Below are 26,637 nucleotides of genomic sequence, written 5' to 3' on the forward strand. Positions count from 1 at the left end.
TTACCATGTCTAATCGTTATGCTGATGCGAATTTAAAGATATTCTCTTTGAATTCAAACCCTGAACTTGCGAAAGAAATTGCCGATCGTATCGGAGTTGATGTAGGAAAGAGCTCTGTTAAACGCTTTAGTGACGGTGAAGTCCAAATCAATATTGAAGAAAGTATCCGCGGCTGTGATTGTTATGTCATTCAATCCACTAGTGCGCCAGTGAATGAGCACATTATGGAGCTGCTCATTATGGTAGACGCACTAAAACGCGCTTCTGCGAAAACGGTCAATATTGTGATCCCTTATTACGGATATGCACGTCAAGATCGTAAGGCAAAACCTCGTGAGCCGATCACTGCGAAGCTTTTTGCGAACTTACTTGAAACAGCAGGTGCTACACGTGTCATTGCACTTGATCTTCATGCGCCGCAAATCCAAGGTTTCTTTGATATTCCAATCGATAACTTAATGGCTGTGCCAATCTTAACAAACTATTTCGAACAGAAAAACTTGAATGATATCGTCGTTGTGTCTCCTGACCACGGTGGTGTAACACGTGCGCGTAAAATGGCAGATCGCCTGAAAGCGCCAATCGCAATTATCGACAAACGTCGTCCAAAGCCAAACGTTGCTGAAGTGATGAACATCATTGGTAACATTGAAGGCAAAACGGCGATTCTCATCGATGATATCATTGATACAGCTGGTACCATTACACTTGCTGCAAATGCACTTGTGGAAAATGGAGCGGCTGAAGTCTATGCTTGCTGTACTCACCCAGTATTGTCTGGACCAGCAGTAGAACGTATCACAAATTCTAAAATTAAAGAATTAGTTGTGACAAACAGTATTCACTTAACAGATGACAAGAAAGTTGGAAAATTCATTCCACTTTCAGTTGGGCCTTTGCTTGCAGAAGCCATCATCCGTGTACATGAAGAAGAATCTGTGAGCTACCTTTTCAGCTAATTTTCTGATTAAAAAAGGCCCTAGGCATCCGCTTGGGGTCTTTTTGCTATCATCATTCACAGTAAATAGGTTTAAAATGATTCGATTATGGGTAATTATGAGAGTAGTGACAAAAATGAAATAGGATGGTGCTGAATATGGCAACTTTAAAAGCAAATAAAAGAACTGATTTCAAACGTTCCACACTGCAAAAAATCCGTCATTCAGGACACGTTCCTGGTGTCATATACGGAAAAAATACAGACAACCTGGCTGTTTCACTAGACAGCATCGATTTATTAAAGACCTTACGTGATGAAGGGAAGAATACAATCATCACACTAGACGTGAACGGTGAAACAAAATCTGTGATGGTCACAGAATTACAAACAGACCCGCTGAAAAATGAGCTTGTCCATGCAGATTTCCAAGTGGTCGATTTACAGCGTGAAATTGAAGCGGATGTACCTGTTCAACTGATTGGCGAATCTAAAGGAGTTAAAGATGGCGGTGTGCTTCAGCAGCCACTATTTGAACTATCCATTACAGCGAAACCAAAAGATATCCCTCAGCATATAGAAGCAGATATTACAAACTTAGAAGTGAATGATGTCCTAACAGTCGCTGATTTGTCTGTTCAGTCATCATATCAAGTGAATAACGATCCAGAAGAAGTCGTGGCATCCATTTTACCGCCTCAGCAATCAGAGGTTCCTGAACCAGATAGCGCAGAGGAACCAAAAGAACCTGAGGCCATTAAAGAAAAGGATAACGATGGAGAATAACTGGTCATTTAGAGACGTAACCCTCCCGCGGTTGCGTCTTTTGTGCTAGAATGAAAAGAATTCATACGTTTTACATGAGGCAATCCTATTGGCTCATTTTTTAGGCGTGTGCTTTGTGACAAAGGAGGTTATTGGTTTCATGCTTGCATTCATTGGATTAGGTAATCCAGGAAAAGAATATGAAAAAACAAGACATAATGTCGGGTTTATGACAATAGATGAATTATCGAAAAAATGGGACATCCCTTTAAATCAATCAAAATTCAATGGACTGTTTGGAACAGGGTTTGTTTCAGGGCAAAAGGTTCTACTTGTAAAGCCGCTTACATATATGAACTTATCAGGAGAATGCGTGCGTCCGCTAATGGATTACTATGATATTCCTCTTGAACATTTGAAAGTCATCTATGATGATCTTGATTTGCCAACTGGCCGGATTCGTTTGCGTACAAAAGGAAGTGCTGGCGGGCATAATGGAATCAAATCGTTGATTCAGCATTTAGGATCACCTGAGTTTGATCGATTCCGTATTGGCATTGGACGCCCTCAAAATGGCATGAAAGTCGTCGATTACGTGCTAGGGCGCTTTTCAGAAGAGGAGCAGCCTGACATTGCATCAGCCATTCAGGCGTCTGTTGAAGCTTGTGAGGCGGCTTTAACTAAGCCATTTTTAGAAGTGATGAATGATTTTAACAAAAAGGTATAAGAATGATAAGCAAAGCACATACTGATCATAAAATCTCAGCATGGGAGGATCACGTATGGCTTTGCATTATTACTGCCGGCACTGTGGTGTAAAGGTTGGCAGTCTAGATGAATCCGCTGTTCAAAGTGAAGCACTTGGATTTCATCACTTAACAAATGAGGAAAGAAACGATATGATTTCTTATAGGGAAAATGGTGATTTACATGTACAAACCATTTGTGAGGATTGCCAAGAGGCGCTCGAAAGAAATCCTGATTACCATCAGTATCATACCTTTATTCAATAAAAAGCTTTGGTGTAGATAATAGACCAAAGCGTTTTTCTGTTTTAAACAAGCAGGGAGGAGGAGCCAAATGAAAAATATACAATCATTTATCAAACAAAGTGATGATTTTCAGTCCATTTTTAATGGGCTAAAGGAAGGGTTAAAAGAACAGCTGCTCGCCGGACTATCAGGCTCCGTCAGATCTTTATTTACAGCCGCTATATCAGACGAACTTAAGCGGCCAATGTTTATTGTGACTCACAACTTGTATCAAGCGCAGAAGGTAACAGATGATCTTGCCAGTGTGATGTCAGATCGCTCGGTCCTTCTTTATCCTGTGAATGAACTCATTGCTTCAGAAATTGCCGTTGCAAGCCCTGAGCTCAGAGCACAGCGTCTAGATGTTCTGAACCGGCTGGCGAATGGAGAAAACCCCATTATCGTCACCCCGGCTGCTGCGGTGCGTCGAATGCTTCCGCCAGTTGAGCTCTGGAAGGAGAGTCAGATCCATTTAAAGCTTGGTGAAGAAATTGATTTGGAGGCGTTTTCAAAACAGCTTGTACAAATCGGTTATGACCGGACGTCAATGGTTGCTGCGCCCGGAGATTTTAGTGTGCGCGGAGGAATCATAGATATTTATTCGTTAACGGAAGATCATCCAATTCGTATTGAGCTGTTTGATACAGAAGTAGACTCAATTCGAACGTTCCACTCGGATACACAGCGTTCATTAGAAACACTTCAAGAAATTAAAATCGGTCCCGCAAAAGAGCTGATTGTGAGAGGGCCTGAACGAGTGAGAGCCATTGAACAGCTTGATCAAGGACTTGCGAAGAGCTTAAAGAAATTCAACTCGGACCAGCAAAAAGAATTGCTGCATCAACATATTTCTGCTGATCGAGAGAAGCTGCTAGAAGGTATCGTGACACAGGAAATGACGAAGTACCTGTCCTATTTCTATGAAAAACCTGCTAGTTTGCTAGATTACACTTCACAGGATACGATTATTATTTTAGATGAAATTAGCAGGATTCAGGAGATGGAAGAACAGCTTGAGCAGGAAGAAGCCGATTGGACAATTAGCCTGCTTGAAGAAGGCAATATTCTTCATGATTTATCCCTTTCTTTCCCGTTCCAACAACTGATCAATCAGCAATCGCGGTCGATTCTGTACTACTCCTTGTTCCTGAGACATGTCCAGCAGACAAATCCGCAAAATATCGTCAATGTATCTAGTAAGCAAATGCAGAATTTCCACGGGCAGATGAATGTGCTTGCAAGTGAAATTGAACGCTACAAAAAACAACAATATACAGTTGTCTTCTTAGGTGCGGATGAAGAGCGGACAGACAAACTGTCTTCTGTCTTACATGATTATGACATTGAAGCCGCTCTTGCCAAGCCGGACGCAGAGCTTGTAAGCGGGCAGGTGTATATTTTACAAGGTGAGCTGCAAACAGGCTTTGAACTGCCGTTATCGAAAATTGCCGTGATCACAGAAGGCGAGCTCTTCAAGAAACGTGTGAAGAAGCAGGCACGTAAGCAAAAGCTGACCAATGCAGAGCGAATTAAGAGCTATTCAGAGCTTCAAGTCGGCGATTACGTGGTGCACATTAACCACGGGATCGGTAAGTATTTAGGAATTGAAACGCTTGAAATCGGCGGCATTCATAAAGATTATTTAAATATTCATTATCAAGGAAGCGACAAGCTTTATGTACCGGTTGAACAAATTGATCAGGTACAGAAATATGTGGGATCAGAAGGTAAAGAGCCAAAGCTGTACAAACTAGGCGGCAGCGATTGGAAACGTGTGAAGAAAAAAGTAGAGTCCTCTGTACAGGACATCGCAGATGATCTCATTAAGCTGTACGCAGAGCGTGAGGCAAGCAAAGGGTATGCCTTCTCGCCTGATCATGAGATGCAGCACCAGTTTGAATCAGCGTTCCCTTACCAGGAAACAGATGATCAAATCCGTTCGATTCATGAAATCAAACAAGACATGGAGCGGGAGCGTCCAATGGACCGCCTACTTTGTGGAGATGTGGGATACGGAAAAACAGAAGTGGCGATTCGAGCCGCCTTCAAAGCGATTGCTGACGGGAAGCAAGTTGCTCTACTCGTGCCGACAACCATCTTAGCGCAGCAGCATTTTGACACGATTATGGACCGATTCCAAGACTATCCGGTCAAAATTGCTCAGCTGAGCCGTTTCCGTACAAGAAAAGAAACAACCGAAACGTTAAAAGGGTTGAAAAATGGAACGATTGATATGGTTATTGGTACACACCGTTTGCTTTCTAAAGATATTGTCTATAAAGACTTAGGTTTGTTGATTATTGATGAAGAGCAGCGTTTTGGTGTGACCCATAAAGAGAAAATTAAACAGATGAAAGCCAATATCGATGTACTGACATTAACGGCTACGCCAATTCCGCGTACGCTGCATATGTCTATGCTTGGCGTACGGGATTTATCGGTTATTGAAACACCGCCTGAAAACCGTTTCCCTGTTCAAACCTATGTGGTCGAGTACAATGGCGCTTTAGTCAGAGAAGCGATTGAGCGAGAACTAGCACGCGGTGGTCAAGTGTACTTCCTGTACAACCGTGTCGAGGATATTGAACGAAAAGCAGATGAAATCTCTATGTTAGTTCCAGATGCGAAAGTCAGCTATGCACATGGGAAAATGAGTGAGAACGAGCTGGAATCAGTGATGATCAATTTCCTTGAAGGTGAATCAGATGTATTGGTCAGTACCACCATCATTGAAACGGGAGTCGACATTCCAAATGTGAACACGCTCATCGTCCACGATGCGGATAAAATGGGGCTTTCTCAGCTGTACCAGCTAAGAGGACGAGTAGGACGCTCGAATCGGGTCGCATATGCTTATTTCACGTATCGAAAAGATAAAGTTCTTTCTGAAGTAGCAGAGAAGAGACTTCAAGCTATTAAAGAATTCACAGAGCTCGGATCAGGATTTAAAATTGCGATGCGTGATTTAACGATTCGAGGAGCAGGAAATTTACTTGGTGCACAGCAGCATGGATTCATTGATTCTGTTGGATTCGACCTCTATTCTCAAATGCTGAAAGAAGCCATTGAGGAAAGAAGAGGCGATACAACGGCTCAAGATAAATTCGAACCGGAAATCGATCTGCAAATCGATGCTTACATCCCGGACACTTACATTTCGGATGGGAAGCAAAAGATCGAGATGTATAAACAGTTCAGAGCGATTGGATCAATTGAAGAGCGAAAAGAGCTTCAAGATGAGATGATCGACCGATTCGGTGAATATCCGCAAGAAGTGGCGGACTTGTTCACGATTGCGACGATGAAAGTATACGCAGTGCAGGAACGTGTCGAACTGATCAAGATGGAGAAAGGCATTGTCAGGCTCACCCTTGAAGAGCAAGCAAGCAGTGAAATCGACGGTCAAAAATTATTTGCCCTCGGCAGTAAATATGGCCGTGATATTGGCCTAGGAATGGAAGGCAGCAAGCTAATTATTTCTGTCCAAACGAAAGGCAAGAAGACAGGGGAATGGCTTGAAATCGTTCTGAATATGCTTCGGGGTCTTCAAGATGTGAAAAAAGAAACCATTCCATCTTCATAAAAATTTGTTTGTCTCTCGTGTATATTACGGTTGATGTGACGGATACTAATCTCAGGGTCAAGTGGTGAATGTTGCATAAAGTGGACGCTTTTGCTCCATTCACCCAACACATCATCAAACGAAAGAGAGGCAGCAGTGAATGAAAGCAACTGGAATTGTACGCCGCATCGATGATCTAGGTAGAGTGGTTATTCCGAAGGAGATTCGCAGAACATTGCGCATCCGGGAAGGAGATCCGCTTGAGATTTTCGTCGACCGCGATGGAGAAGTCATTTTGAAGAAGTATTCGCCGATTAGTGAGCTAGGAGACTTTGCGAAGGAATATGCTGATGCATTATTCGACAGTTTGGGTCATTCCATCCTGATTTGTGATCGAGATACGTATATTGCTGTATCCGGCAGTTCGAAAAAAGAGTACTTAAACAAATCCATCAGTGATTTACTTGAAAGAACAATGGACCAGCGCAATTCTGTATTAGAAGAAAGCAAAAAAGAAATTCAACTTGTCGATGGTATTGATGATGACGTATCTGCTTATACCATTGCACCTATTGTTGCAAACGGAGATCCGATTGGCGCCGTCGTCTTATTTTCTAAAGAGCGTTCAATGGGGGAAGTGGAGCATAAAGCGGCAGAAACAGCAGCTGGCTTCCTAGCCCGTCAAATGGAACACTAGGTCTAATAATTCTATATCATTTTGATGAAACGAAAGAATGCCGATGAAATCATTTGATTTTGTCGGCGTTTTTTATATGGAATGAAACAAAACGAGAAATGTGCCGTCTACTCCTTAGAAAGAAACGGCTTTTCATTCACGTATGATATAATGAGTGCGTTTAACTGTAGATCTATTTTTAAAGGAGTCATCCATGAAAAATGCTGTGAATCAGCCGCATTGGCTTTTCCAGGGTGCGGTGATTTTGACCATCGCAGGCTTGTTATCAAAGGTACTAAGTGCCGTTTATCGTGTTCCGTTCCAGAACATCGTAGGAGACACAGGGTTTTATATTTATCAGCAAGTGTACCCCTTCCTAGGTATTGCGATCATGCTCGGCACCACAGGGTTTCCTGTCATGGTGTCCAAGCTTTTGAGTGAGCATGGGGAGGAGAATCGACGAATTATTACAAGGGTATCCTTGGTCTATATCACTTTACTGAGCCTGGTCTTATTTCTTTGTCTTTACATAGGAGCAGGCAGTATTGCGAGCCTTATGGCGGACAGTCAATTAATCCTGCTCATCCAAATGAGTGCTTTCGTGTTTTTATTTCTGCCGCTTACCGTGATGCTGAGAGGCGTTTTTCAGAGTGACGGTATGATGCTTCCAACAGCTGTTTCTCAATTGGTTGAGCAGCTCATCAGGGTAGGCGTCCTGCTTGTTTTATCCTTCTATTTCGTCAGGCACGGCTATTCGCTTTATGAAACAGGGGCGGGTGCAGTCTTCTCCTCCATAGCGGGAAGCGCGGCCTCGCTTATACTGCTTCTTTTCCTTTGGCTGACTTACCGAAAACAGTCTTCTGCACCTATGACAGTCAAGCGGGCGACACTTCGGAAAAAGGATGTTTTGAAGAGTTTGGTGCTGTATACATTCACGATTTGTGTCAGCGGATTGCTCATTTTATGGATGCAAATGATTGATGCCTTTCATCTGTATGCGTTGCTGCGCAGTGAGGGACTGAGTGAAGCCGCGGCAAAGGCGGCAAAAGGTGTGTATGACCGAGGGCAGCCGTTTTTACAGCTAGGGACAGTGTTTGCCATTAGCATCGGGACCTCTCTTGTGCCATTTTTATCTGCTGCCATGAGGAATGGAGAGCATGAAGCGATCAGGCAAAAAGTACGTACATCGTTTAAGACCACGTCGGTTTTAGGGATTGGTTCCGCAGTTGGGCTGATTTGTATTCTTTCGTCAGTCAATACCATGCTTTTTCGTAATGATTTAGGTACCGATGCGTTGCAAATATTCTGTATTTCCATCGCATTTACATCGATTGCGATTACGCAAGCAGCTTTACTTCAAGGGCTCGGGCATACTGTGTATCCGGCTGTTGTGGTGCTTCTCAGTGTGCTGGTGAAATGGATACTTACGCTTGCACTGGTCCCGCTATTTGGCATCTACGGTGCCGCATGGTCAACCGTGTGCGGTTTTCTCGCTGCCGCTCTGCTCAATGCCGTTTATTTGAGGCATAAAGGATGGATTTCGTTGAGAGAGCTGTTTCCAGTGAAAATTCTTTTATCGGCCGCTTTCATGGCCATTGTCTTAATAGGGTATCAGGCACTGTTTTCTTGGGTCATTCCCTTTGAAAAACGTCCTTTTTCCGTTTTAGAGAGCCTGACGTCAGTTTTTATTGGTGGTTTCGCCTTTTTATATAGTATTCTTAAGCTAGAAGTATTTACGGACGAGAAATGGAGACTCATTCCATTAGGAGAAAAGATTTTATATTTTAAACAGATGAGAGGGAATCAAAATGGCAGGTAAGATTACCGTCGTCGGTCTTGGGGCAGGCGACATGGATCAGCTGACGCTCGGTGTATACAAGCAGCTGAAGCAGGCGAAAGAAGTATTTATGAGAACGCAGGACCACCCGCTTACCGCAGAGTTAATGCAGGAGGTTCCATCGCTGACCTTTTTTGATGAGATTTATGAAAAGCACGATCAGTTTGATTCGGTCTATCAGGAAATCACGGAAATTTTATTTACAGAGGCTGCGGAAAAGGAGATTGTGTACGCAGTACCAGGTCACCCATTTGTCGCTGAAAAGACCGTCCAGCTATTAGTTTCTCAGCAGCAAGAGCGCGGGATTGAGGTGTCCGTTGCTGGTGGACAAAGCTTTTTGGATGCGACGTTTAACTCCTTGCAGATCGACCCCATCGAGGGATTCCAATTCGTTGATGCAGGAGATATGAGAGCGGACGATCTGAAATTGACCCAGCATGTCCTCATTTGTCAGGTATATGATCAGCTCACTGCTTCGAATGTGAAACTCACGCTGATGGAAAAGCTTCCAGACGATTATGAAGTCTATATTGTGACTGCGGCTGGAAGCAGCCTGGAACAGATTACTGCCGTTCCTTTATTTGAACTTGATCGAGATGTGTCGATAAATAACTTAACGAGTGTTTATGTGCCTCCGATTCAAGATGAAAAGCTGCTTTACCAACAATTTGACACCTTCCGTGACGTCATCCGTACATTAAGAGGTCCGGGCGGCTGTCCATGGGATCAAAAACAAACCAATGAGTCACTTAAACCCTATTTAATTGAAGAATGCTATGAACTGCTTGAAGCGATAGATGAAGATGATCCAGACCATATGGTGGAAGAGCTCGGAGATGTGATGCTGCAGGTGTTACTTCATGCTCAAATTGGTGAAGATGACGGCTTTTTCTCAATTGATGACGTCATCCAGCATGTCACAGAAAAAATGATTCGTAGACATCCCCATGTGTTTGGCGACACAAATGTTTCTGAAGCAGAAGAAGTGGTCGTCAACTGGGAAAAAATCAAGCAGCAGGAGAAGCCGGAGCGGGCAGCCTCTATGTTGCAATCCATCCCGGCGACGCTTCCAGCACTAACAAAGGCATATAAGCTCCAAAAGAAAGCCGCCAAAGTAGGCTTTGATTGGACAGATGTGAAAGATATTTGGAACAAATACGAAGAAGAAAAGCAGGAATTTCTCGTTGAAGTGGCAGAGAAGCCGGACGAAAGTGCAACGAAGCAGATGAAAGATGAATTTGGAGATCTTTTGTTTGTTCTCGTCAACATTGGAAGGTTCTATCAGCTAGAGCCTGAAACGGCGCTCGCTTCCGCCAACACAAAATTCATGCGTCGCTTTCAGCATATCGAACAAAAAGCAAAGGACATGGGACGTTCATTAGAGGACTTAACGCTAGAGGAAATGGACGATCTATGGAACGATGCCAAACGTATAGAAAGAGGTGAGCATACATGAGATTAGATAAATTTTTAAAAGTGTCCCGTTTAATCAAAAGAAGAACATTGGCAAAAGAAGTCGCTGATCAAGGCAGAATTTCGATTAACGGCACACAGGCGAAAGCCAGCTCTGATGTGAAAGAAGGAGACGAGCTTAAAATCCGTTTTGGTCAAAAACTAGTGACGGTTCAAGTCAACGAGTTAAAGGACACAACGAAAAAAGAAGAAGCCGCTGGCATGTATACTGTGCTAAAAGAAGAAAAAACAGCAGAATAGGGCTTGTTCTAAATGATCCTCCTGTCACATACAATGCAGTAACAATGCAAGTATGAGATATGGGGGATGTATAAATGAATCAATATTATAATCAACCTCAAGGCACGAAGCTGTCATCAGAAGCGGAACACAATATCACAATGCGAAACAGAAAGCATTTAGATATTACCGGCGTCAAACAGGTGGAAAGCTTTGATAATGAAGAATTTCTGCTTGAGACGGTCATGGGGATTCTCGCTATCCGTGGAGAAAATCTGCAAATGAAAAACCTAGACGTCGAAAAAGGCGTTGTGTCGATTAAAGGACGTGTCTTTGACTTAATTTATGTAGATGAGCAGCACGGGGAGAAAGCTAAAGGATTTTTTAGCAAGCTGTTTAAATGACGCTGACAGTCCAGTTTTATACGATGCTTTCGATGGTAGCGATGGGCATCTGGCTGGGCGCATCGCTTGATACGTACAAGCTGTTTGTGAATCGGGAAAAGACAGCAAAATGGCTTTTGATTATACACGATCTCCTTTTTTGGCTGGTACAGGGTCTCTTATTCTTTTATGTTCTGCTGCTGACAAATGAGGGAGAATTCAGGCTTTATATCTTTCTAGCCGTTGCACTAGGTTTCTCGATGTATCAGGCATTGATGAAACAGCTGTATATGAACATTCTCAAATTTATCACGATGTGTATTTATCAAACCGTTCTCATCCTTAAAAGGCTGGTCATGTCGATCGTCTTCCAGCCGATCCGTTGGATTGTCACAATGGTCATAAGTGTTATACTGTTCTTGTTCCACTCGCTCTTACGTCTTGTTCGTTTTACGTTTCGGCTCGTGTGGAAGGTGCTGTCCATTGTTTGTTATCCGCTCATCTGGTTACTTAATGTGACCATTATTCATCGGATTCCCGAAAAATGGCGAACATCAATGAGATTGTTTTTCTCTAAAGGAGCAGGAATTTTACAAGGGACCAAGAAATTATCTGGTACCATCAAAACGAAATGGAAACAATTCTGGACAAAGTAAGAGAGGAGGCCTTCAACCTTGAACAAGAGAAAAAGAAATATCGCACAAATTCAAAATGATTACCAAAAACAAATGGAACAGCAAGCACAACGCTTAAAACGCAAACGCCGTGGACTCCTTAGAAGGCTTACCGTGTTTGGTGTGATCGTGCTCATGTTTGCTGTCTTGGTGACAAGTGCCCTCTGGTCGCAATCGTCCTCATTAAAGGAAAAAGAAGAGAAGAAGGTTGCGCTCGAAAAAGAATTAAAGCAATTACAAACAAAGCAGGAAGATATTTCTGATGAAATTAAAAAGCTGAAAAGCAAGGAATACGTACTCGAACTGGCACGACGAGACTATTATATGTCCAAAAAAGGCGAAAAAATCTTTGATGTGGGCAATAAGAGCGATTAGCCTTGTTGACACTTAAAATTCAGTTTATGTATAATTGAACAAATGAGATTTTTTTATAAGTCTAAGGAGGAGCACTTTTTTTATGTCGATTGAAGTTGGCAGCAAGTTACAAGGGAAAGTTACGGGCATTACAAATTTTGGAGCTTTTGTGGAGTTGCCAGGCGGTTCAACTGGTCTCGTTCATATCAGTGAGGTAGCCGATAACTATGTAAAAGATATTAATGAGCATTTAAAAGTCGGTGAACAAGTTGAAGTGAAAGTGATTAACGTTGAAAAAGACGGTAAAATCGGCTTGTCCATTAAAAAAGCAAAAGATCGTCCTCAACAACAACAATCAAGACCGAGCAGAAATGATTTCCGTCCGAAGGAATCGTTTGAGCAAAAAATGAACAAATTCTTAAAAGATAGTGAAGACCGCTTAACATCTTTAAAACGTAACACGGAATCAAAACGTGGGGGACGCGGAGCAAGAAGAGGTTAACTTGTTGCTGCTTTCTATATATCTTTCACAACAAAGCACCTGCTGTCCGCAGGTGCTTTTTTTCTTGATCCATACGACATTTTTTGAGATTTCGTCATTTAATTTAAAACTTCCTATTGACGGACAAGCGATTCCTTTGTATTATAGATCTTGTGCTTCTTAGCGCATTTTTATTATGGCGGTGTAGCTCAGCTGGCTAGAGCGTACGGTTCATACCCGTGAGGTCGGGGGTTCGATCCCCTCCGCCGCTATCCTTTTTATTAGAACATAAAAGCAAGGCCCGTTGGTCAAGCGGTTAAGACACCGCCCTTTCACGGCGGTAACACGGGTTCGAATCCCGTACGGGTCATCTTCGAAAACAGCTTTCTTTAGGAAAGCTGTTTTTTTGTGTCTTCGTAAAATTCTGATGAAAGACATCGACTTTCATGAAAGTATGCCTTTTTGACGAATAAAGCGTCGAACGTTTTATGGAAACGACAACTTCTTTTGACAAAATTTCTTTTTCACCTTCGCTATAATGACAAGCAACGAATATCAGGTGGGGGATGAAAAGATGGAAAAACTAGAAAGAAGAACTGATTTAACAGGAGCGGGGTTTGAAAGAATCAGTGCAGGGTTAAAAAAGATGAAAAACCTGTTTCTTCATCATACGCATTCTCTTTTTTTCTATAAAGGGTTTATTTATGTCGTTCTTGGTTTTTTATTAGGACGAGCCTTTATATTATCTGAAATTATGCCGTTTGCTCTGCCTTTCTTTGGCTCCATGCTACTTATCAAAAGAGATAAGTCCATGCTTGCTTGTCTCGCTTTACTTGCTGGAGCCATGACGATATCACCTCAAAATGCATTGTTTGTGTTTGCGTCGCTGATCGTATTCCTTCTTATGTCCAAGGTGGTTTCTTTCATCATCAAAGACCCAGTGAAAACATTGCCGGTTGTCATTGTGCTGTCAATGCTGATCACCAGAGGAGCGTTTGTTTACCTAGAGCAAGGTGCTGTGCAAAGCTACGATTACGTCATGGCGGGTGTCGAAGCAGGACTTGCCTTCATTTTGACACTGATTTTCCTTCAAAGCCTGCCGATTTTTACAGTCAGGAAAATCAAACACTCCTTAAAGGTTGAAGAAATTATTTGCTTTATGATTTTGATTGCCTCAGTTTTAACAGGTCTGGCAGGCATCACATTTCAAGGAATGCAGGCAGAGCATATTTTGTCACGATATGTAGTGCTGAGCTTTGCCTTTATTGGAGGAGCGAGTATTGGTTGTACAGTGGGTGTCGTGACTGGGTTAATCCTCGGTCTCGCTAACATCGGAAACCTTTATCAGATGAGTCTTCTTGCCTTTTCAGGTTTATTAGGAGGATTGCTGAAAGAGGGGAAGAAAGCAGGCGCAGCCATTGGCTTAATTGTAGGTTCCTTACTTATTTCTTTGTACGGAGAAGGATCAGCAGGACTCATAACCACGCTATATGAATCATTGATTGCGGTTGCGCTCTTCTTGCTCACGCCGCAATCAGTGACCTCTAAGGTAGCGAAATATATTCCTGGTACGGTAGAGCATGTACAGGAACAGCAACAATACGCCCGGAAAGTACGAGATGTGACAGCAAAAAAGGTAGACCAATTTTCTAACGTATTTCATGCGCTGTCTGAGAGTTTTGCGACATTTTACGATTCCATTCCTGAAGAAAAGAAACAGGAAGAGGATGTAGATCTTTTTTTAAGTACGATCACAGAACGATCCTGTCAAACGTGCTATAAGAAAAATAAATGCTGGGTGCAGAACTTTGATACAACCTATGAACTGATGAAACAAGTTATGCATGAATCTGATGAAAAAACCTACGAGCAAAACCGGAAATTGAAGAAGAAATTTAGCCAGCACTGCTCAAAATCAAAACATGTCGAGGAATTGATTGAAGAGGAGATCGCTTACTATAAAGCCAACCAGACTCTGAAGAAAAAAGTCCAAGACAGCAGACGACTGGTAGCTGAACAGCTGATGGGTGTTTCACAAGTGATGGAGGATTTTTCCCGGGAAATAAAACGGGAAAGAGAACAGCATTTTATTCAAGAAGAGCAGATGATAGAAGCACTTCAGCACTTTGGAATTGAAATTCAGCAAGTAGAAATTTATAGCTTGGAGCAGGGGAATGTCGATATTGAAATGAGAATCCCATATTGCCAGGGCCATGGTGAATGTGAAAAAATCATCGCCCCTATGCTCTCAGATATTTTAGAAGAACAGATTTTAGTCAAAGCAGAGCAGTGTGCAGAGCACCCAACAGGCTATTGCCACGTTGTATTTGGCTCTGCAAAATCATATCGAGTGGCTACAGGCGTAGCGCATGCAGCAAAAGGCGGAGGATTAGTGTCTGGAGACAGCTACAGCATGATGGAGCTGGGTGCGGGCAAATATGCCGCGGCTATTAGTGATGGAATGGGCAATGGAGCAAGGGCTCATTTTGAAAGCAATGAAACGATTAAGCTGTTAGAAAAAATATTGGCATCAGGCATCAATGAAAAAGTGGCGATTAAAACCATTAATAGTATTTTATCTTTACGAACGACAGATGAAATCTATTCAACGTTAGATTTGTCCATTATTGATTTACAGGATGCGAGCTGTAAATTCCTTAAGATCGGTTCAACACCCAGCTTTATTAAACGGGGTGATCAGGTGATGAAGGTACAAGCGAGCAACTTACCGATTGGGATTATTGATGAATTTGAAGTGGAGGTTGTGAGTGAACAGATGAAGGCAGGAGATCTGCTGATTATGATGAGTGATGGCATTTTCGAAGGACCAAAGCATATTGAAAATCATGATCTCTGGGTGAAACGCAAAATGAAAAGCTTTAAAACAGAAGATCCGCAAGAGATTGCTGATTTATTAATGGAAGAGGTCATTCGAACAAGATCGGGTCAAATTGATGACGATATGACGGTTGTTGTCATCAGGCTTGATCACAATACGCCTAAATGGGCATCCATTCCGACTGGTACATTCTATCTTGAGAAACAAGAGATTTCTTGAAATATCGTATAATATGAATTTCTTCTGGCGATGATGGGGATATAAAGCATTCAGTTACGATCCCAGGAGGAATGAAGATGCGAAAAGGTCACGTAAACCAAATCTTATTGATTACAGATGGCTGCTCAAATCACGGGGAAGATCCACTTGCGATTGCCTCATTGGCAAAGGAACAAGGGATTACAGTCAATGTCATTGGCATTATGGAGGAAAACAGACACGATCATGAAGCAATGAAAGAAGTTGAGGGGATTGCTCTAGCAGGCGGAGGCATTCATCAAGTTGTCTACGTCCAGCAGTTATCTCAAACGGTACAAATGGTTACAAAAAAAGCGATGACACAAACCTTGCAAGGTGTTGTGAATAAAGAATTGCAGCAAATCCTTGGTAAGGACACTGAAATTGAAGAGCTTCCGCCTGATAAGCGCGGGGAAGTGATGGAAGTAGTCGATGAGTTAGGAGAGACGGTTCACCTTCAAGTACTTGTGCTTGTTGATACAAGTGCAAGTATGAAACCGAAGCTGCCGACCGTTAAAGAAGCACTCATTGACCTCTCCATTAGTTTAAATTCAAGAATTGGTGAAAATCAGTTTGGAATGTGTATATTTCCCGGGAAAAACTCAGATGCTGAAATTGTGTTGAATTGGACGCCTCGATTCGATTCACTGTCATCTATTTTCCCGAAACTGACCACGGGAGGAATTACTCCAACTGGACCAGCGCTTCGAGAAGCACTCCAGCATTTCAAATCAGTTCGTTCACGTAAAGGGCTGCTTGAAGCAAAGGAAGAGCATGATGAATTCGGCTTCTAACATTCCGTTAGGCACGGTGATTCATGGGAAATGGCATCACCATCATTACCGCATCGTAAAAGAGCTAGGAAAAGGGGCGAACGGTATTGTCTATCTAGCCGAATCGCCAAATGGTCAAGTAGCCCTTAAAGTGAGTGATGACAGTATGCTCATTGCATCTGAAGTCAATGTGTTAAAATCCTTTTCTAAGGCTCCTGTGAAAACCATGGGGCCTTCTTTTTATGATATGGATGATGCGATTTATCCCGGCATGCTTCAAAAGCGTTCCTTTTATGTGATGGAGTATGTCAGAGGCCCATTACTACTTGAATTTGTAAAACAAAAAGGTGATGAGTGGATCGTTGTTTTAATGGTTCAACTTTTATCTAACCTGGCTCATTTACATCAAGAAGGCTGGATTTTTGGTGACTTGAAGCCAGATAATCTCATCGTGTCAGGTCCCCCGGCCGCGATCCGGTGCATTGATGTAGGGGGAACGACAAATTCAGGCAGGGCAATCAAGGAGTATACCGAGTTTTTTGATCGAGGCTATTGGGGATTCGGCACAAGAAAGGCAGAGCCATCTTATGATCTGTTTGCCTTAAGTATGGTGATGGTGAACTGTGCGTATAAGAAAGAATTCAAAAAAGGAGCAGAACCGGAAAAGCAGCTTTACAGAGCCATTGAAGGACATCCTTTATTAAAGCGTTATGAGCGGGTGTTAAAGGCTGCTCTACAAGGTAAATATCAATCAGCGGCGGCTATGAAGAGTGCAATGCTGAAAGAAGGACAGCTGATCGCTTCAAGAAAAGCGAGTCAAAAGAAGCAGCAAAAAAACGGGCAAAAGCCCGCTGTTCAACAAAATCAACAGGTGACTTCACGATCGAGAGTTGCAGCAGCAAAAAGAACACCAGTACGCAAAAAATCAGGCGGGCTTTTTGAAACTGTTCTTATCGTGTGCAGTGTACTTGCTCTTTACTGTGCATATGTAGTTTTGTTCCTGCTATAGACCTGTAAAAAAGCAGGCTTCATCTTTGCTTGGAGCTACTGAAAGTGATAGGATATGTATATCTTTAAATTACCTGCTCTTTGTGAGGAGGAAGTTGTGAATAGAATTGAATCATTTTTGAAAAAACATGATGTTTACCTTGAAAATACGACAGTCATTGTCGGGGTTTCTGGCGGACCAGATTCCATGCTTTTACTGCACGAACTAAACAAACGTCGAAAAGGTTCCTTTCAGCTGATTGCAGCCCATGTAGATCACATGTTCAGAGGAGAAGAATCCTTTGCTGATTTGGCATTTGTTGAGGCATACTGCAAGGAGCAAGGAATTCCTTTTGAATCGGCCCGCATACAAGTTGCCCAATATGCGAAAGAAAACCACTTAAACAAACAGGCAGCTGCAAGAGAGTGCAGATATGCTTTCTTTCGTCAATTGATGGAGCAATACAACGCTCAATTTTTAGCGCTTGCACATCATGGAGACGACCAAGTAGAAACAATGATGATGAGGCTTGTGAGAGGGACAGTTGGAATAGGACTCGCAGGTATCCAAGCAAAACGTCCTTATCAAGATGGATGGCTGATTCGGCCGCTCATTGGATATTCCAAGGATGACGTGCTGACCGCTTGTGAAAAAGAACATATTCCCTATGTCATTGATCAAAGCAATCACACAGATGACTACTTGAGAAACCGGGTAAGAAGACACATTCTTCCCGTGTTAAAAGAAGAGGCACCTCATGTACATGAAAGCTTTCAGTTTGTAAGTGACATGCTGACTGAAGATGAGCAATATTTGCAGGCATTAACAAAGGAACAAATGAATCAAGTGATAACGAATCAATCGCCTAAGCAAATTAAGATCAAAACGAAGCCTTTGCTTGACCTGCCTTTGCCTTTACAAAGAAGAGGCATTCAACTAATATTAAACTATCTTTATGAAAACACTCAATCAGCGTTTTCAAACCAGCATATTCTAGGGACTTTGGACTGGTTATCTCATACCGAACAACCGTCTGGATCATTAGATTTGCCAAAAGGTTTACAAGCTGTCAAGTCTTATGATTACTGTATGTTTACCTTTGAACGATCGCTTGTACTAGACCAGTCTTATGCTCTTCACTTAAAGGGTGAGCTTGGAGAGAAGCTTTTCCTTCCAAATGGGCAGTCTATCGTGGTATCAAATCATGTTCCGAAGGATGCACGGAACGGAAACCATTTTTTCTTGCTTCAAAAAGATCAAGTTCGTTTCCCTTTGATCATTCGCTCACGAAAAAATGGTGATCGAATGAAACTTAAAGGGATGAATGGATCAAAAAAGGTGAAGGATATATTTATTGATAAAAAAGTGCCTCTTGCAGAAAGAGACAGCTGGCCGATCGTCACTGACTCGGATCATCAAATCATCTGGATCCCAGGTCTGAAAAAATCCGTTTTTGAAGAAATTGATATGACAAACAGCGATCTCATTGTATTACAATATAGACAGCATGAAAATTTGTAGGGGGCAAGCAAAAGCATGAAACAAGATATTGAAAAGGTTTTGATCTCAGAAGAAGAGATCCAGCAAAAAGTGAAGGAACTGGGTGCAACATTAACCAGCGATTATGATGGTAAATTTCCCCTGGCTATTGGTGTTTTGAAAGGGGCTCTTCCATTCATGGCAGACCTGATCAAACACATTGATACATATTTAGAACTTGATTTTATGGATGTATCTAGCTACGGAAAATCTACCGTATCTTCAGGAGAAGTAAAGATCATAAAAGATCTAGATACTTCTGTTGAGGGAAGAGATATTTTAATTATGGAAGATATCATCGACAGTGGGTTAACTTTGAGCTATCTGGTAGAGCTTTTCCGATACCGTAAAGCAAACTCCATAAAAATTGTGACATTGCTTGATAAACCAAGCGGTCGTAAAGCAGACATCAAAGCAGATTATGTTGGATTTGAAGTGCCAGATGCATTTGTTGTCGGCTATGGATTGGATTTCGCTGAACGTTACCGAAACCTCCCGTATATTGGAGTGTTAAAACCATCTGTTTACGAAGGCTAATCAGCATACGTATACATGAGGTTATTGGTTGTATTGGAATGATTTTCTATGATACTATTGAACATAGTTGTGCTTACTGTGGGAGGAGGTAAGGAATGAATCGGGTTTTTCGTAATACGATTTTTTATATACTTATTTTATTACTTGTGATAGGGGTAGTCAGTTGGTTAGGATCCCCTAATCAAAAGCCTGAGAACATGTCTTACAGCAAATTTTCGCAAAATCTAAGTGCGGGAAAAGTGGAGAGTATCTCCATTCAGCCTGTAAGAGGGGTTTATGAAATTCGTGGTCAATTAGATGGCGCGAAGAAAGATGAATACTTCATTACCCATGTTCCAGATGGTCAAGGTGTTGACCAGATTTACAGTGCACTAAAGAATACAGATGTAAAAGTAGAACCAGCACCTGAAACAAATGGATGGCTGCAAGTTCTGACAACCATCATTCCGTTCATCATCATCTTTATCCTGTTCTTCTTCTTACTGAACCAAGCTCAGGGCGGTGGAAGCCGTGTTATGAACTTTGGTAAGAGTAAGGCGAAGCTTTACACTGAAGAGAAGAAACGTGTGAAATTTAAAGATGTTGCCGGTGCAGATGAAGAAAAGCAAGAGCTTGTAGAAGTGGTAGAGTTCCTGAAGGACCCACGTAAATTCGCAGAGCTTGGCGCAAGAATTCCTAAAGGGGTTTTACTAGTAGGACCTCCAGGTACAGGTAAAACATTGCTTGCGAGAGCATCTGCAGGAGAAGCAGGCGTTCCTTTCTTCAGCATCAGTGGTTCTGACTTCGTCGAGATGTTCGTCGGTGTCGGTGCATCACGTGTACGTGATTTATTCGAAAATGCGAAAAAGAATGCACCATGCTTAATCTTTATTGATGAGATTGATGCAGTGGGTCGTCAGCGTGGAGCCGGTCTTGGCGGTGGTCATGACGAGCGTGAACAAACGCTTAACCAGCTTCTTGTTGAAATGGATGGTTTTAGTGCGAACGAAGGTATTATTATCATCGCTGCGACGAACCGTGCAGATATCCTAGATCCTGCATTGCTGCGTCCGGGACGTTTTGACCGTCAAATTACGGTTGACCGCCCAGATGTCATTGGCCGTGAAGAAGTACTGAAGGTTCATGCGAAAAACAAACCGCTTGATGATACAGTGAATTTGAAAGCCATTGCAAGCAGAACACCTGGTTTCTCAGGAGCAGATCTTGAGAACTTACTAAACGAAGCAGCACTTGTTGCTGCCCGTCATAACAAAAAGAAAATTGATATGCGTGATATCGACGAAGCGACTGACCGTGTCATCGCTGGGCCGGCGAAGAAAAGCCGTGTCATTTCGAAGAAAGAACGTAATATCGTGGCTTACCATGAAGCAGGTCATACCGTCATTGGTCTTATCCTAGACGAAGCGGACATGGTGCATAAAGTAACGATCGTTCCTCGTGGTCAGGCAGGCGGATATGCGGTCATGCTTCCAAGAGAAGACCGTTATTTCCAAACGAAGCCAGAGCTTCTTGATAAAATTGTCGGCTTGCTCGGCGGTCGTGTTGCAGAGGAAATTACGTTTGGTGAAGTAAGTACAGGTGCTCACAACGACTTCCAGCGTGCAACTGGCATTGCAAGAAAAATGGTTACAGAGTTCGGTATGTCTGATAAACTTGGTCCACTTCAATTCGGTCAAGCACAAGGAGGTCAAGTATTCCTTGGCCGTGACTTTAACAACGAGCCGAATTATAGTGAAGCGATCGCTTACGAAATTGACCAAGAAATTCAGCGTTTCATCAAGGACAGCTACGAACGTGCGAAACAAATTCTCACTGAGAATAAAGATAAGCTAGAAATCATCGCACAAGCTCTTCTAGAAGTTGAAACATTAGATGCTGAGCAAATTAAATCTCTTTACGAAACTGGAAAGCTTCCAGAGCGTGTATACGCAGATGACGAAGAGAAAAACGATGATGTGAAAGTGAACATCAAGAAAAAAGAAGAAGATGAGGAGATCTAATCTCCTTCTGTGAAAGCTGCCGGGATCATCGGCAGCTTTTTTTATTTCGATTCCTGAATGGATCGGTTTCGAATTGTTTACAAATGGAACTCAATTCGTGTATGGTATGATAGAAAGTCGAAAAATGCTCTTTTTGAGAAACTATTCAAAGTGGTGATGAAGTTGTTACTCGTGATAGATGTAGGGAACACAAATACCGTTTTAGGTGTTTATCATAATGGCGATCTAAACTACCATTGGCGAATTGAAACAAGTCGTCATAAAACAGAAGATGAATTTGGTATGGCCATCAGGTCTTTATTTGATTATGTCGGGCTGATGTTTGACCAAATAGAAGGAATTATCATCTCGTCTGTTGTCCCGCCAATGATGTTTGCATTAGAAAGAATGTGCGAGAAGTACTTTCACATAACTCCCCAAATTGTAGGGCCTGGAATGAAGACTGGATTAAACATTATGTGTGACAATCCAAAGGAAGTCGGGGCTGATCGAATTGTGAATGCAGTAGCGGCGATTCATCTATATGGGGCACCTCTCATTGTCGTAGACTTTGGCACAGCGACAACCTACTGCTATATCAATGAACAAAAACAATACATGGGTGGGGCAATAGCACCTGGTATTACCATCTCAACAGAGGCTTTATATACAAGAGCGGCGAAGCTGCCGAGAATTGAAATTGTCCGTCCAGATCACATTGTTGGAAAAAACACCATCAGTGCGATGCAATCCGGCATCCTTTATGGATATGTTGGGCAAGTCGAGGGAATAGTGAAACGGATGAAGCAGCAAGCGAAACAAACACCGAAAGTCATTGCAACAGGTGGTTTGTCCACATTGATTGGAAATGAATCAGACTGCATTGATATTGTTGATCCGTTCTTAACATTAAAAGGACTTCAACTCATTTATGAACGTAATCGTGTCGGTGTACTATAGGAGGTTTAAAATCGAATGGACTACTTAGTTAAAGCGTTAGCATATGACGGAAAAGTCCGAGCATATGCTGCAAACACAACAGATACAATCAACGAAGCACAAAGAAGACACCATACATGGCCAACAGCATCAGCAGCGATTGGCAGAACAATGACAGCTACAGTCATGATGGGTGCTATGCTGAAAGGTGAAAATAAGCTAACGGTCAAAATTGAAGGCGGTGGACCAATCGGTGCCATCATTGCTGATGGAAACGCAAAGGGCCAGGTGCGCGGATATGTCTCAAACCCACAAGTCCATTTTGACTTAAATGAACATGGCAAGCTGGATGTTAGACGTGCAGTCGGGACATCTGGAACGTTAAGTGTTGTTAAAGATATCGGGCTGAAAGATCACTTTACAGGACAAACGGAGATCGTTTCAGGTGAAATTGGAGATGACTTCACTTATTACCTTGTCTCTTCTGAGCAAGTGCCTTCCTCTGTAGGTGTAGGGGTTTTGGTCAATCCAGATAACTCGATCCTTGCAGCAGGCGGTTTCATCATTCAATTGCTGCCTGGAACAGAAGATGCTGTCATTGAAAGATTAGAAAAGCGGCTCTCAACCATTGAACCCATTTCTAAACTCATTGAAAAAGGGATGACACCAGAAGAAATCTTAGAAGAAGTACTCGGAGAAAAACCTCAAATTTTAGAAACTGTACCTGTCGAATTCTCTTGTAACTGCTCAAAAGAACGTTTTTCTAATGGCATTATCAGCCTAGGAAAAGCCGAAATTGAAGACATGATTGAACAAGACGGACAAGCAGAAGCTCAATGCCATTTTTGTAACGAAACGTATGTATTTACAAAAGAAGAGCTAGAAGAGCTACGTGAAGAAATAACCCGCTAAGCTCTAAGCAGCGGGTTTTCTTTTTAGAATGGAAAGGAGACGAAAGATGAGACTGAAAGCAAGAGTGGTATGGACATTTATTCTCGTGTTGCTTATGATCAATGCCGTTGTCATTGCATATGTATTAACAAAGTCGCAAATGTCACAGGCTTCTTCAAACGGGAAGAGCGGTGAAGAAATTGCGTCGATTGGAAAAGAGAAGGTGACACGTCAAGAATGGTTAAAGAAGATGGAAGACCGCTATGGAAAGGCAACACTTGAGCAAATGATTAATCAGAAGGTGGTCGATCAGCTTGCGAAAGAAAACAAGCTTGAGGTGTCCTCAAAAGAAATCAATCGTGAATTGTTGATGCTTAAAGCGGTATCAAATAATTTCTACGAAGATGGACATACGAGTGAAAAGGACTGGACAGAACAGATTCGTTATCAAATATTATTAGAGCAGCTTTTAACGAGAGATGCTGTCGTTTCCGAAAAAGAAGCGAAATCCTTTTATGAAAAAAACAAGGACTTATATCAATATGATGATTCATACCGTATTCGTCATATCGTCGTGAAGACAAAGGGCGAAGCTGAAAATGTATTGAAGGATCTAAAAGGCGGATCTAGCTTCGAAGCGGTGGCAGCTGAACGCTCCATTGACCGCTACACCTCTCCATATGGCGGAGATCTTGGGTTTGTCACAGAAGAACAAGAAAGTATCCCAGCCCTATACATACAGGAAGCTCAAAAGCTTCAGCCAGATCAATGGACAAAAGAACCGATCGAGACCAAAAACGGGTATGCCATTATTCAATTGAAAGAAAAATTAGATGGTCGCTCCTTCTCGTATGAAGAAGTCAAAAATCAGATCAAAAGGCAGATTGCCATGGAAGATCTAGGTGAAAAGGCGAATGTTAAAACCCTGTGGAAAGAAGCAAAAGTCACATGGTTTTACGATGGCGAGCAGGACTAAAAGCATTGACAAAATTTTTCGAAATTGATAATTTAATATTAATACAATAAAATTACTCGGAGATAGAGGTGTTAGTGATGGCTCGTATTGCAAATTCAGTTTTTGAACTAATAGGAAATACACCAGTCGTTAAATTAAACCGTTTAGTAGATGAAGACAGTGCGGATGTCTACTTGAAACTTGAATATATGAACCCGGGCAGCAGTGTAAAAGATCGTATTGCGTTAGCGATGATCGAAAATGCTGAAGCGAAAGGTACTTTAAAAGCCGGCGACACGCTCATCGAACCAACAAGCGGAAACACAGGAATCGGTCTTGCAATGGTAGCGGCAGCTAAAGGAATTAACGCGATTCTAGTGATGCCAGACACAATGAGTCAGGAGCGCCGCAACCTTTTACGCGCTTATGGTGCAGAGCTTGTATTAACACCAGGTGCAGAAGGAATGAAAGGTGCCATCAAAAAGGCAGAAGAATTGGCAGAAGAGCACGGTTACTTCATGCCTCAGCAATTTAACAACGAAGCCAATGCGGAGATTCACCGTCGTACTACAGGAAAAGAAATTCTTGAACAGTTTGACGGCGAGCTTGATGCATTTATTGCAGGTGTTGGTACGGGCGGCACAATTACGGGTGCTGGTGAAGTCCTCAAAGAAGCCATCCCGTCGATTCAGCTTTATGCGGTAGAGCCGACAGATTCTCCTGTACTATCAGGAGGAAAGCCAGGCCCACATAAAATCCAAGGGATTGGGGCAGGTTTTATCCCTTCCATCTTGAACACGGAAGTATATGACGGCATTATCCAAGTGAAAAACGAAGATGCATTTGAGCTTGCAAGAAAAGCAGCGAAAGAGGAAGGAATCCTTGGCGGTATTTCTTCAGGAGCAGCTATTTACGCAGCACTTCAAACAGCGAAGAAGCTTGGTAAAGGGAAAAAGGTTCTCGCAATCATCCCAAGTAATGGGGAGCGTTACCTCAGCACACCTCTTTATCAATTCGATTAAACCGATTACCCCAGCATTTGCTGGGGTTTTTTTATGAAATCTGTAGATGGAAAGCAAATACTATTTTCTAAATAAATTGGATTGCATTACAATAAGATTAATGAAAATGAAAAAGGATGATAACATGACACAACGCAGGCCGATGGGCATCAAAATTCCTTTTACGAAAGATGCATTCTTGAAAAGATACGAACAATTAACTGCTGGCGAAACACACCATGTTCTGCTTGAAAGTGCTCGCGGCGGTTCATACAGCATTGCTGGCATTCACCCAATCGCTAAAGCGAAGGGAAAAGACGGGATGACAACCATCCATTATCAAGATGAGGTGCTGTTCAAAGAAGGCGATCCATTTAGAGCGTTTACGGATTGGTTCCAAACCCTTCGAACCGAAACGAATGAGGAATACCCTGATTTTCAAGGTGGGGCGATTGGATTTTTAAGCTATGATTATGCTAGATATATTGAGCATTTTAAGATGCTGTCCATTGATGACCTGAAAACACCTGACCTTTATTTTCTCGTGTTTAATGATGTTGCGGTCTTTGATCATGAAGAAAACGTGCTGTGGCTGATCACTCACACAGAGGGAGCGGAATCTGTGAGTGTCACTCATCAAAGACTTGAAGATTTGAAGCAAAAGTGGACAAGCTCTGCAAAAGAATCAGCGCAATCACCTGTTCATGAACCTTCTGTAGAATGTGTACCAGCAGCACCTTTTACCGAAGAAACCTTTGGAGAAGCAGTAGAGAAGATTAAGCAATATATCGCAAGCGGTGATGTGTTCCAAGTGAATTTGTCCATCAGACAAGGTGAACAGCTCCACACCCACCCTTATGATTTATACAAAACGTTACGTCAAGTCAATCCATCTCCTTATATGTCTTATCTGCACACGCCTGATTTCCAAATTGTTTGTGGATCTCCAGAGCTGCTGATTAAGAAAAAGGGGACTCAATTAGAAACAAGACCGATTGCGGGTACAAGATCAAGAGGCAAAGACGATGCTGAGGATCAAGCGCTGGCAAAAGAGCTCATTGAAAATGAAAAAGAACGCGCGGAGCATGTGATGCTCGTGGATCTTGAGCGGAATGACCTTGGACGCGTGTCCACTTATGGCTCAGTAAGAGTGAACGAATTTATGGCGATTGAGAAATATTCACACGTGATGCACATTGTATCCAACGTACAAGGGGAACTGCGTGATGATTGTGATGCAGTAGATGTCATGAGAGCTGTATTCCCAGGCGGCACAATTACAGGTGCTCCAAAGGTGAGAACAATGGAAATCATAGAAGAGCTTGAGCCGACAAGGCGTGGGCTTTATACTGGATCTATAGGCTGGTTTGGATTCAATCAAGATATGCACTTTAACATCGTCATTCGTACGGCGTACTGCACTGAAGGCAAAGCCTTTATGCAATCGGGTGCTGGGATCGTCATCGATTCTGTACCAAAGCACGAATACAAAGAATCGATTAAAAAAGCCTATGCAGTAAAAAAAGCATTACAGTTGAGCAAAGAAGAGACTATTTTGAGTTAGAGG

Annotated in this window: 23 protein-coding genes, 2 tRNA genes and 1 pseudogene; all 26 read left to right on the forward strand. The window is 42.4% G+C overall.

All coding sequences use genetic code 11. The annotated features are described in order from the left end of the window. The first annotated feature begins 5 nt into the window (after positions 1 to 5). The 26 genes and pseudogenes from MHB79_RS00325 to MHB79_RS00450 all read left to right on the forward strand — a co-directional run bounded on the left by MHB79_RS00325 (position 6) and on the right by MHB79_RS00450 (position 26,634). Positions 6 to 959 carry a ribose-phosphate diphosphokinase gene (locus MHB79_RS00325; protein ID WP_003217907.1) on the forward strand — a complete coding sequence of 318 codons (954 nt, stop codon included), beginning with the start codon at positions 6 to 8 and terminating at the stop codon, positions 957 to 959. A gap of 137 nt (positions 960 to 1,096) precedes the next feature. Then, a complete protein-coding gene (locus MHB79_RS00330; protein WP_003217956.1) occupies positions 1,097 to 1,723 on the forward strand; it encodes a 50S ribosomal protein L25/general stress protein Ctc in 627 nt (208 codons plus the stop codon). A 139-nt stretch (positions 1,724 to 1,862) separates the two neighbouring features. Then, positions 1,863 to 2,429, forward strand: coding sequence for an aminoacyl-tRNA hydrolase (gene pth, locus MHB79_RS00335; RefSeq protein WP_003217909.1), 567 nt, complete (start codon positions 1,863 to 1,865; stop codon positions 2,427 to 2,429). A 55-nt stretch (positions 2,430 to 2,484) separates the two neighbouring features. Beyond that, positions 2,485 to 2,715, forward strand: a complete 231-nt coding sequence (locus MHB79_RS00340; protein WP_003217967.1) for an anti-sigma-F factor Fin family protein — start codon at positions 2,485 to 2,487, stop codon at positions 2,713 to 2,715. A gap of 67 nt (positions 2,716 to 2,782) precedes the next feature. Next, positions 2,783 to 6,316 (forward strand): transcription-repair coupling factor, encoded by a 3,534-nt coding sequence (gene mfd / locus MHB79_RS00345; protein WP_327840484.1) that lies wholly within the window; start codon positions 2,783 to 2,785, stop codon positions 6,314 to 6,316. A gap of 139 nt (positions 6,317 to 6,455) precedes the next feature. Continuing rightward, positions 6,456 to 6,992, forward strand: coding sequence for a stage V sporulation protein T (gene spoVT / locus MHB79_RS00350; RefSeq protein WP_003217990.1), 537 nt, complete (start codon positions 6,456 to 6,458; stop codon positions 6,990 to 6,992). 193 nt (positions 6,993 to 7,185) lie between these two features. Continuing rightward, complete coding sequence (locus MHB79_RS00355) at positions 7,186 to 8,790, forward strand: putative polysaccharide biosynthesis protein (protein ID WP_340988652.1); 1,605 nt, start codon at positions 7,186 to 7,188, stop codon at positions 8,788 to 8,790. After that, positions 8,780 to 10,264 (forward strand): nucleoside triphosphate pyrophosphohydrolase, encoded by a 1,485-nt coding sequence (gene mazG, locus MHB79_RS00360; protein WP_003217954.1) that lies wholly within the window; start codon positions 8,780 to 8,782, stop codon positions 10,262 to 10,264. The genes MHB79_RS00355 and mazG overlap by 11 nt, the downstream gene beginning before the upstream one ends. Next, positions 10,261 to 10,521, forward strand: a complete 261-nt coding sequence (locus MHB79_RS00365; RefSeq protein WP_003217975.1) for an RNA-binding S4 domain-containing protein — start codon at positions 10,261 to 10,263, stop codon at positions 10,519 to 10,521. Before mazG ends, MHB79_RS00365 begins: the two co-directional genes overlap by 4 nt. A gap of 74 nt (positions 10,522 to 10,595) precedes the next feature. Beyond that, on the forward strand, positions 10,596 to 10,904 hold the full coding sequence (gene yabP, locus MHB79_RS00370; RefSeq protein WP_003217974.1) for a sporulation protein YabP: 309 nt from the start codon (positions 10,596 to 10,598) through the stop codon (positions 10,902 to 10,904). Beyond that, the gene (yabQ, locus tag MHB79_RS00375; protein WP_003217942.1) at positions 10,901 to 11,539 is read left to right on the forward strand and encodes a spore cortex biosynthesis protein YabQ; all 639 of its coding nucleotides are present in this window, start codon (positions 10,901 to 10,903) and stop codon (positions 11,537 to 11,539) included. The genes yabP and yabQ overlap by 4 nt, the downstream gene beginning before the upstream one ends. A gap of 18 nt (positions 11,540 to 11,557) precedes the next feature. Continuing rightward, on the forward strand, positions 11,558 to 11,932 hold the full coding sequence (locus MHB79_RS00380; RefSeq protein ID WP_003217952.1) for an FtsB family cell division protein: 375 nt from the start codon (positions 11,558 to 11,560) through the stop codon (positions 11,930 to 11,932). Positions 11,933 to 12,014: 82 nt separating this feature from the next. Next, the gene (locus MHB79_RS00385) at positions 12,015 to 12,413 is read left to right on the forward strand and encodes a S1 domain-containing RNA-binding protein (RefSeq protein WP_003217901.1); all 399 of its coding nucleotides are present in this window, start codon (positions 12,015 to 12,017) and stop codon (positions 12,411 to 12,413) included. Between the two features lie 177 nt (positions 12,414 to 12,590). Continuing rightward, positions 12,591 to 12,664 (forward strand) — tRNA-Met (locus tag MHB79_RS00390). Positions 12,665 to 12,690: 26 nt separating this feature from the next. Further along, positions 12,691 to 12,762 (forward strand) — tRNA-Glu (locus tag MHB79_RS00395). Positions 12,763 to 12,966: 204 nt separating this feature from the next. Continuing rightward, the gene (gene spoIIE, locus MHB79_RS00400; RefSeq protein ID WP_003217965.1) at positions 12,967 to 15,450 is read left to right on the forward strand and encodes a stage II sporulation protein E; all 2,484 of its coding nucleotides are present in this window, start codon (positions 12,967 to 12,969) and stop codon (positions 15,448 to 15,450) included. Between the two features lie 77 nt (positions 15,451 to 15,527). Beyond that, positions 15,528 to 16,262, forward strand: a complete 735-nt coding sequence (locus MHB79_RS00405; RefSeq protein WP_003217969.1) for a vWA domain-containing protein — start codon at positions 15,528 to 15,530, stop codon at positions 16,260 to 16,262. Continuing rightward, positions 16,246 to 17,250, forward strand: a complete 1,005-nt coding sequence (locus tag MHB79_RS00410; protein ID WP_340988655.1) for a protein kinase domain-containing protein — start codon at positions 16,246 to 16,248, stop codon at positions 17,248 to 17,250. The genes MHB79_RS00405 and MHB79_RS00410 overlap by 17 nt, the downstream gene beginning before the upstream one ends. A 96-nt stretch (positions 17,251 to 17,346) precedes the next feature. Beyond that, positions 17,347 to 18,769, forward strand: a pseudogene (gene tilS / locus MHB79_RS00415) (tRNA lysidine(34) synthetase TilS). Then, positions 18,766 to 19,305, forward strand: coding sequence for a hypoxanthine phosphoribosyltransferase (hpt, locus tag MHB79_RS00420; RefSeq protein WP_003217950.1), 540 nt, complete (start codon positions 18,766 to 18,768; stop codon positions 19,303 to 19,305). The pseudogene tilS and the gene hpt overlap by 4 nt, the downstream one beginning before the upstream one ends. Before the next feature lie 95 nt (positions 19,306 to 19,400). Continuing rightward, positions 19,401 to 21,305 carry an ATP-dependent zinc metalloprotease FtsH gene (gene ftsH, locus MHB79_RS00425; RefSeq protein WP_034620893.1) on the forward strand — a complete coding sequence of 635 codons (1,905 nt, stop codon included), beginning with the start codon at positions 19,401 to 19,403 and terminating at the stop codon, positions 21,303 to 21,305. A 162-nt stretch (positions 21,306 to 21,467) separates the two neighbouring features. Beyond that, the gene (locus tag MHB79_RS00430; protein ID WP_008341820.1) at positions 21,468 to 22,244 is read left to right on the forward strand and encodes a type III pantothenate kinase; all 777 of its coding nucleotides are present in this window, start codon (positions 21,468 to 21,470) and stop codon (positions 22,242 to 22,244) included. Positions 22,245 to 22,259: 15 nt separating this feature from the next. After that, positions 22,260 to 23,135 carry an Hsp33 family molecular chaperone HslO gene (gene hslO, locus MHB79_RS00435; RefSeq protein WP_003217983.1) on the forward strand — a complete coding sequence of 292 codons (876 nt, stop codon included), beginning with the start codon at positions 22,260 to 22,262 and terminating at the stop codon, positions 23,133 to 23,135. Between the two features lie 52 nt (positions 23,136 to 23,187). After that, positions 23,188 to 24,090, forward strand: coding sequence for a peptidyl-prolyl cis-trans isomerase (locus MHB79_RS00440; RefSeq protein ID WP_223251241.1), 903 nt, complete (start codon positions 23,188 to 23,190; stop codon positions 24,088 to 24,090). 77 nt (positions 24,091 to 24,167) lie between these two features. Beyond that, positions 24,168 to 25,091: a cysteine synthase A gene (gene cysK, locus MHB79_RS00445; RefSeq protein ID WP_340988659.1), complete on the forward strand. Its 924-nt coding sequence runs from the start codon at positions 24,168 to 24,170 to the stop codon at positions 25,089 to 25,091. Between the two features lie 124 nt (positions 25,092 to 25,215). After that, positions 25,216 to 26,634 carry an anthranilate synthase component I family protein gene (locus tag MHB79_RS00450; RefSeq protein WP_340988661.1) on the forward strand — a complete coding sequence of 473 codons (1,419 nt, stop codon included), beginning with the start codon at positions 25,216 to 25,218 and terminating at the stop codon, positions 26,632 to 26,634. The last annotated feature ends 3 nt before the right edge of the window (positions 26,635 to 26,637 follow it).

It is taken from the genome of Bacillus sp. FSL M7-0558, from assembly GCF_038003245.1.
Taxonomy (GTDB): domain Bacteria; phylum Bacillota; class Bacilli; order Bacillales; family Bacillaceae; genus Bacillus; species Bacillus pumilus.

What these genes read in the sequence shown, in the direction of transcription:
- spoVT (WP_003217990.1), top strand. Translation starts at nt 6,456, where the DNA reads ATGAAAGCAACTGGAATTGTACGCCGCATCGATGATCTAGGTAGAGTG.
- MHB79_RS00405 (WP_003217969.1), top strand. Translation starts at nt 15,528, where the DNA reads ATGCGAAAAGGTCACGTAAACCAAATCTTATTGATTACAGATGGCTGC.
- MHB79_RS00410 (WP_340988655.1), top strand. Translation starts at nt 16,246, where the DNA reads ATGAATTCGGCTTCTAACATTCCGTTAGGCACGGTGATTCATGGGAAA.
- MHB79_RS00330 (WP_003217956.1), top strand. Translation starts at nt 1,097, where the DNA reads ATGGCAACTTTAAAAGCAAATAAAAGAACTGATTTCAAACGTTCCACA.
- hpt (WP_003217950.1), top strand. Translation starts at nt 18,766, where the DNA reads ATGAAACAAGATATTGAAAAGGTTTTGATCTCAGAAGAAGAGATCCAG.
- spoIIE (WP_003217965.1), top strand. Translation starts at nt 12,967, where the DNA reads ATGGAAAAACTAGAAAGAAGAACTGATTTAACAGGAGCGGGGTTTGAA.
- MHB79_RS00365 (WP_003217975.1), top strand. Translation starts at nt 10,261, where the DNA reads ATGAGATTAGATAAATTTTTAAAAGTGTCCCGTTTAATCAAAAGAAGA.
- ftsH (WP_034620893.1), top strand. Translation starts at nt 19,401, where the DNA reads ATGAATCGGGTTTTTCGTAATACGATTTTTTATATACTTATTTTATTA.
- MHB79_RS00340 (WP_003217967.1), top strand. Translation starts at nt 2,485, where the DNA reads ATGGCTTTGCATTATTACTGCCGGCACTGTGGTGTAAAGGTTGGCAGT.
- hslO (WP_003217983.1), top strand. Translation starts at nt 22,260, where the DNA reads ATGGACTACTTAGTTAAAGCGTTAGCATATGACGGAAAAGTCCGAGCA.
- MHB79_RS00385 (WP_003217901.1), top strand. Translation starts at nt 12,015, where the DNA reads ATGTCGATTGAAGTTGGCAGCAAGTTACAAGGGAAAGTTACGGGCATT.
- yabQ (WP_003217942.1), top strand. Translation starts at nt 10,901, where the DNA reads ATGACGCTGACAGTCCAGTTTTATACGATGCTTTCGATGGTAGCGATG.
- mazG (WP_003217954.1), top strand. Translation starts at nt 8,780, where the DNA reads ATGGCAGGTAAGATTACCGTCGTCGGTCTTGGGGCAGGCGACATGGAT.
- yabP (WP_003217974.1), top strand. Translation starts at nt 10,596, where the DNA reads ATGAATCAATATTATAATCAACCTCAAGGCACGAAGCTGTCATCAGAA.
- cysK (WP_340988659.1), top strand. Translation starts at nt 24,168, where the DNA reads ATGGCTCGTATTGCAAATTCAGTTTTTGAACTAATAGGAAATACACCA.
- MHB79_RS00450 (WP_340988661.1), top strand. Translation starts at nt 25,216, where the DNA reads ATGACACAACGCAGGCCGATGGGCATCAAAATTCCTTTTACGAAAGAT.
- MHB79_RS00325 (WP_003217907.1), top strand. Translation starts at nt 6, where the DNA reads ATGTCTAATCGTTATGCTGATGCGAATTTAAAGATATTCTCTTTGAAT.
- pth (WP_003217909.1), top strand. Translation starts at nt 1,863, where the DNA reads ATGCTTGCATTCATTGGATTAGGTAATCCAGGAAAAGAATATGAAAAA.
- MHB79_RS00355 (WP_340988652.1), top strand. Translation starts at nt 7,186, where the DNA reads ATGAAAAATGCTGTGAATCAGCCGCATTGGCTTTTCCAGGGTGCGGTG.
- mfd (WP_327840484.1), top strand. Translation starts at nt 2,783, where the DNA reads ATGAAAAATATACAATCATTTATCAAACAAAGTGATGATTTTCAGTCC.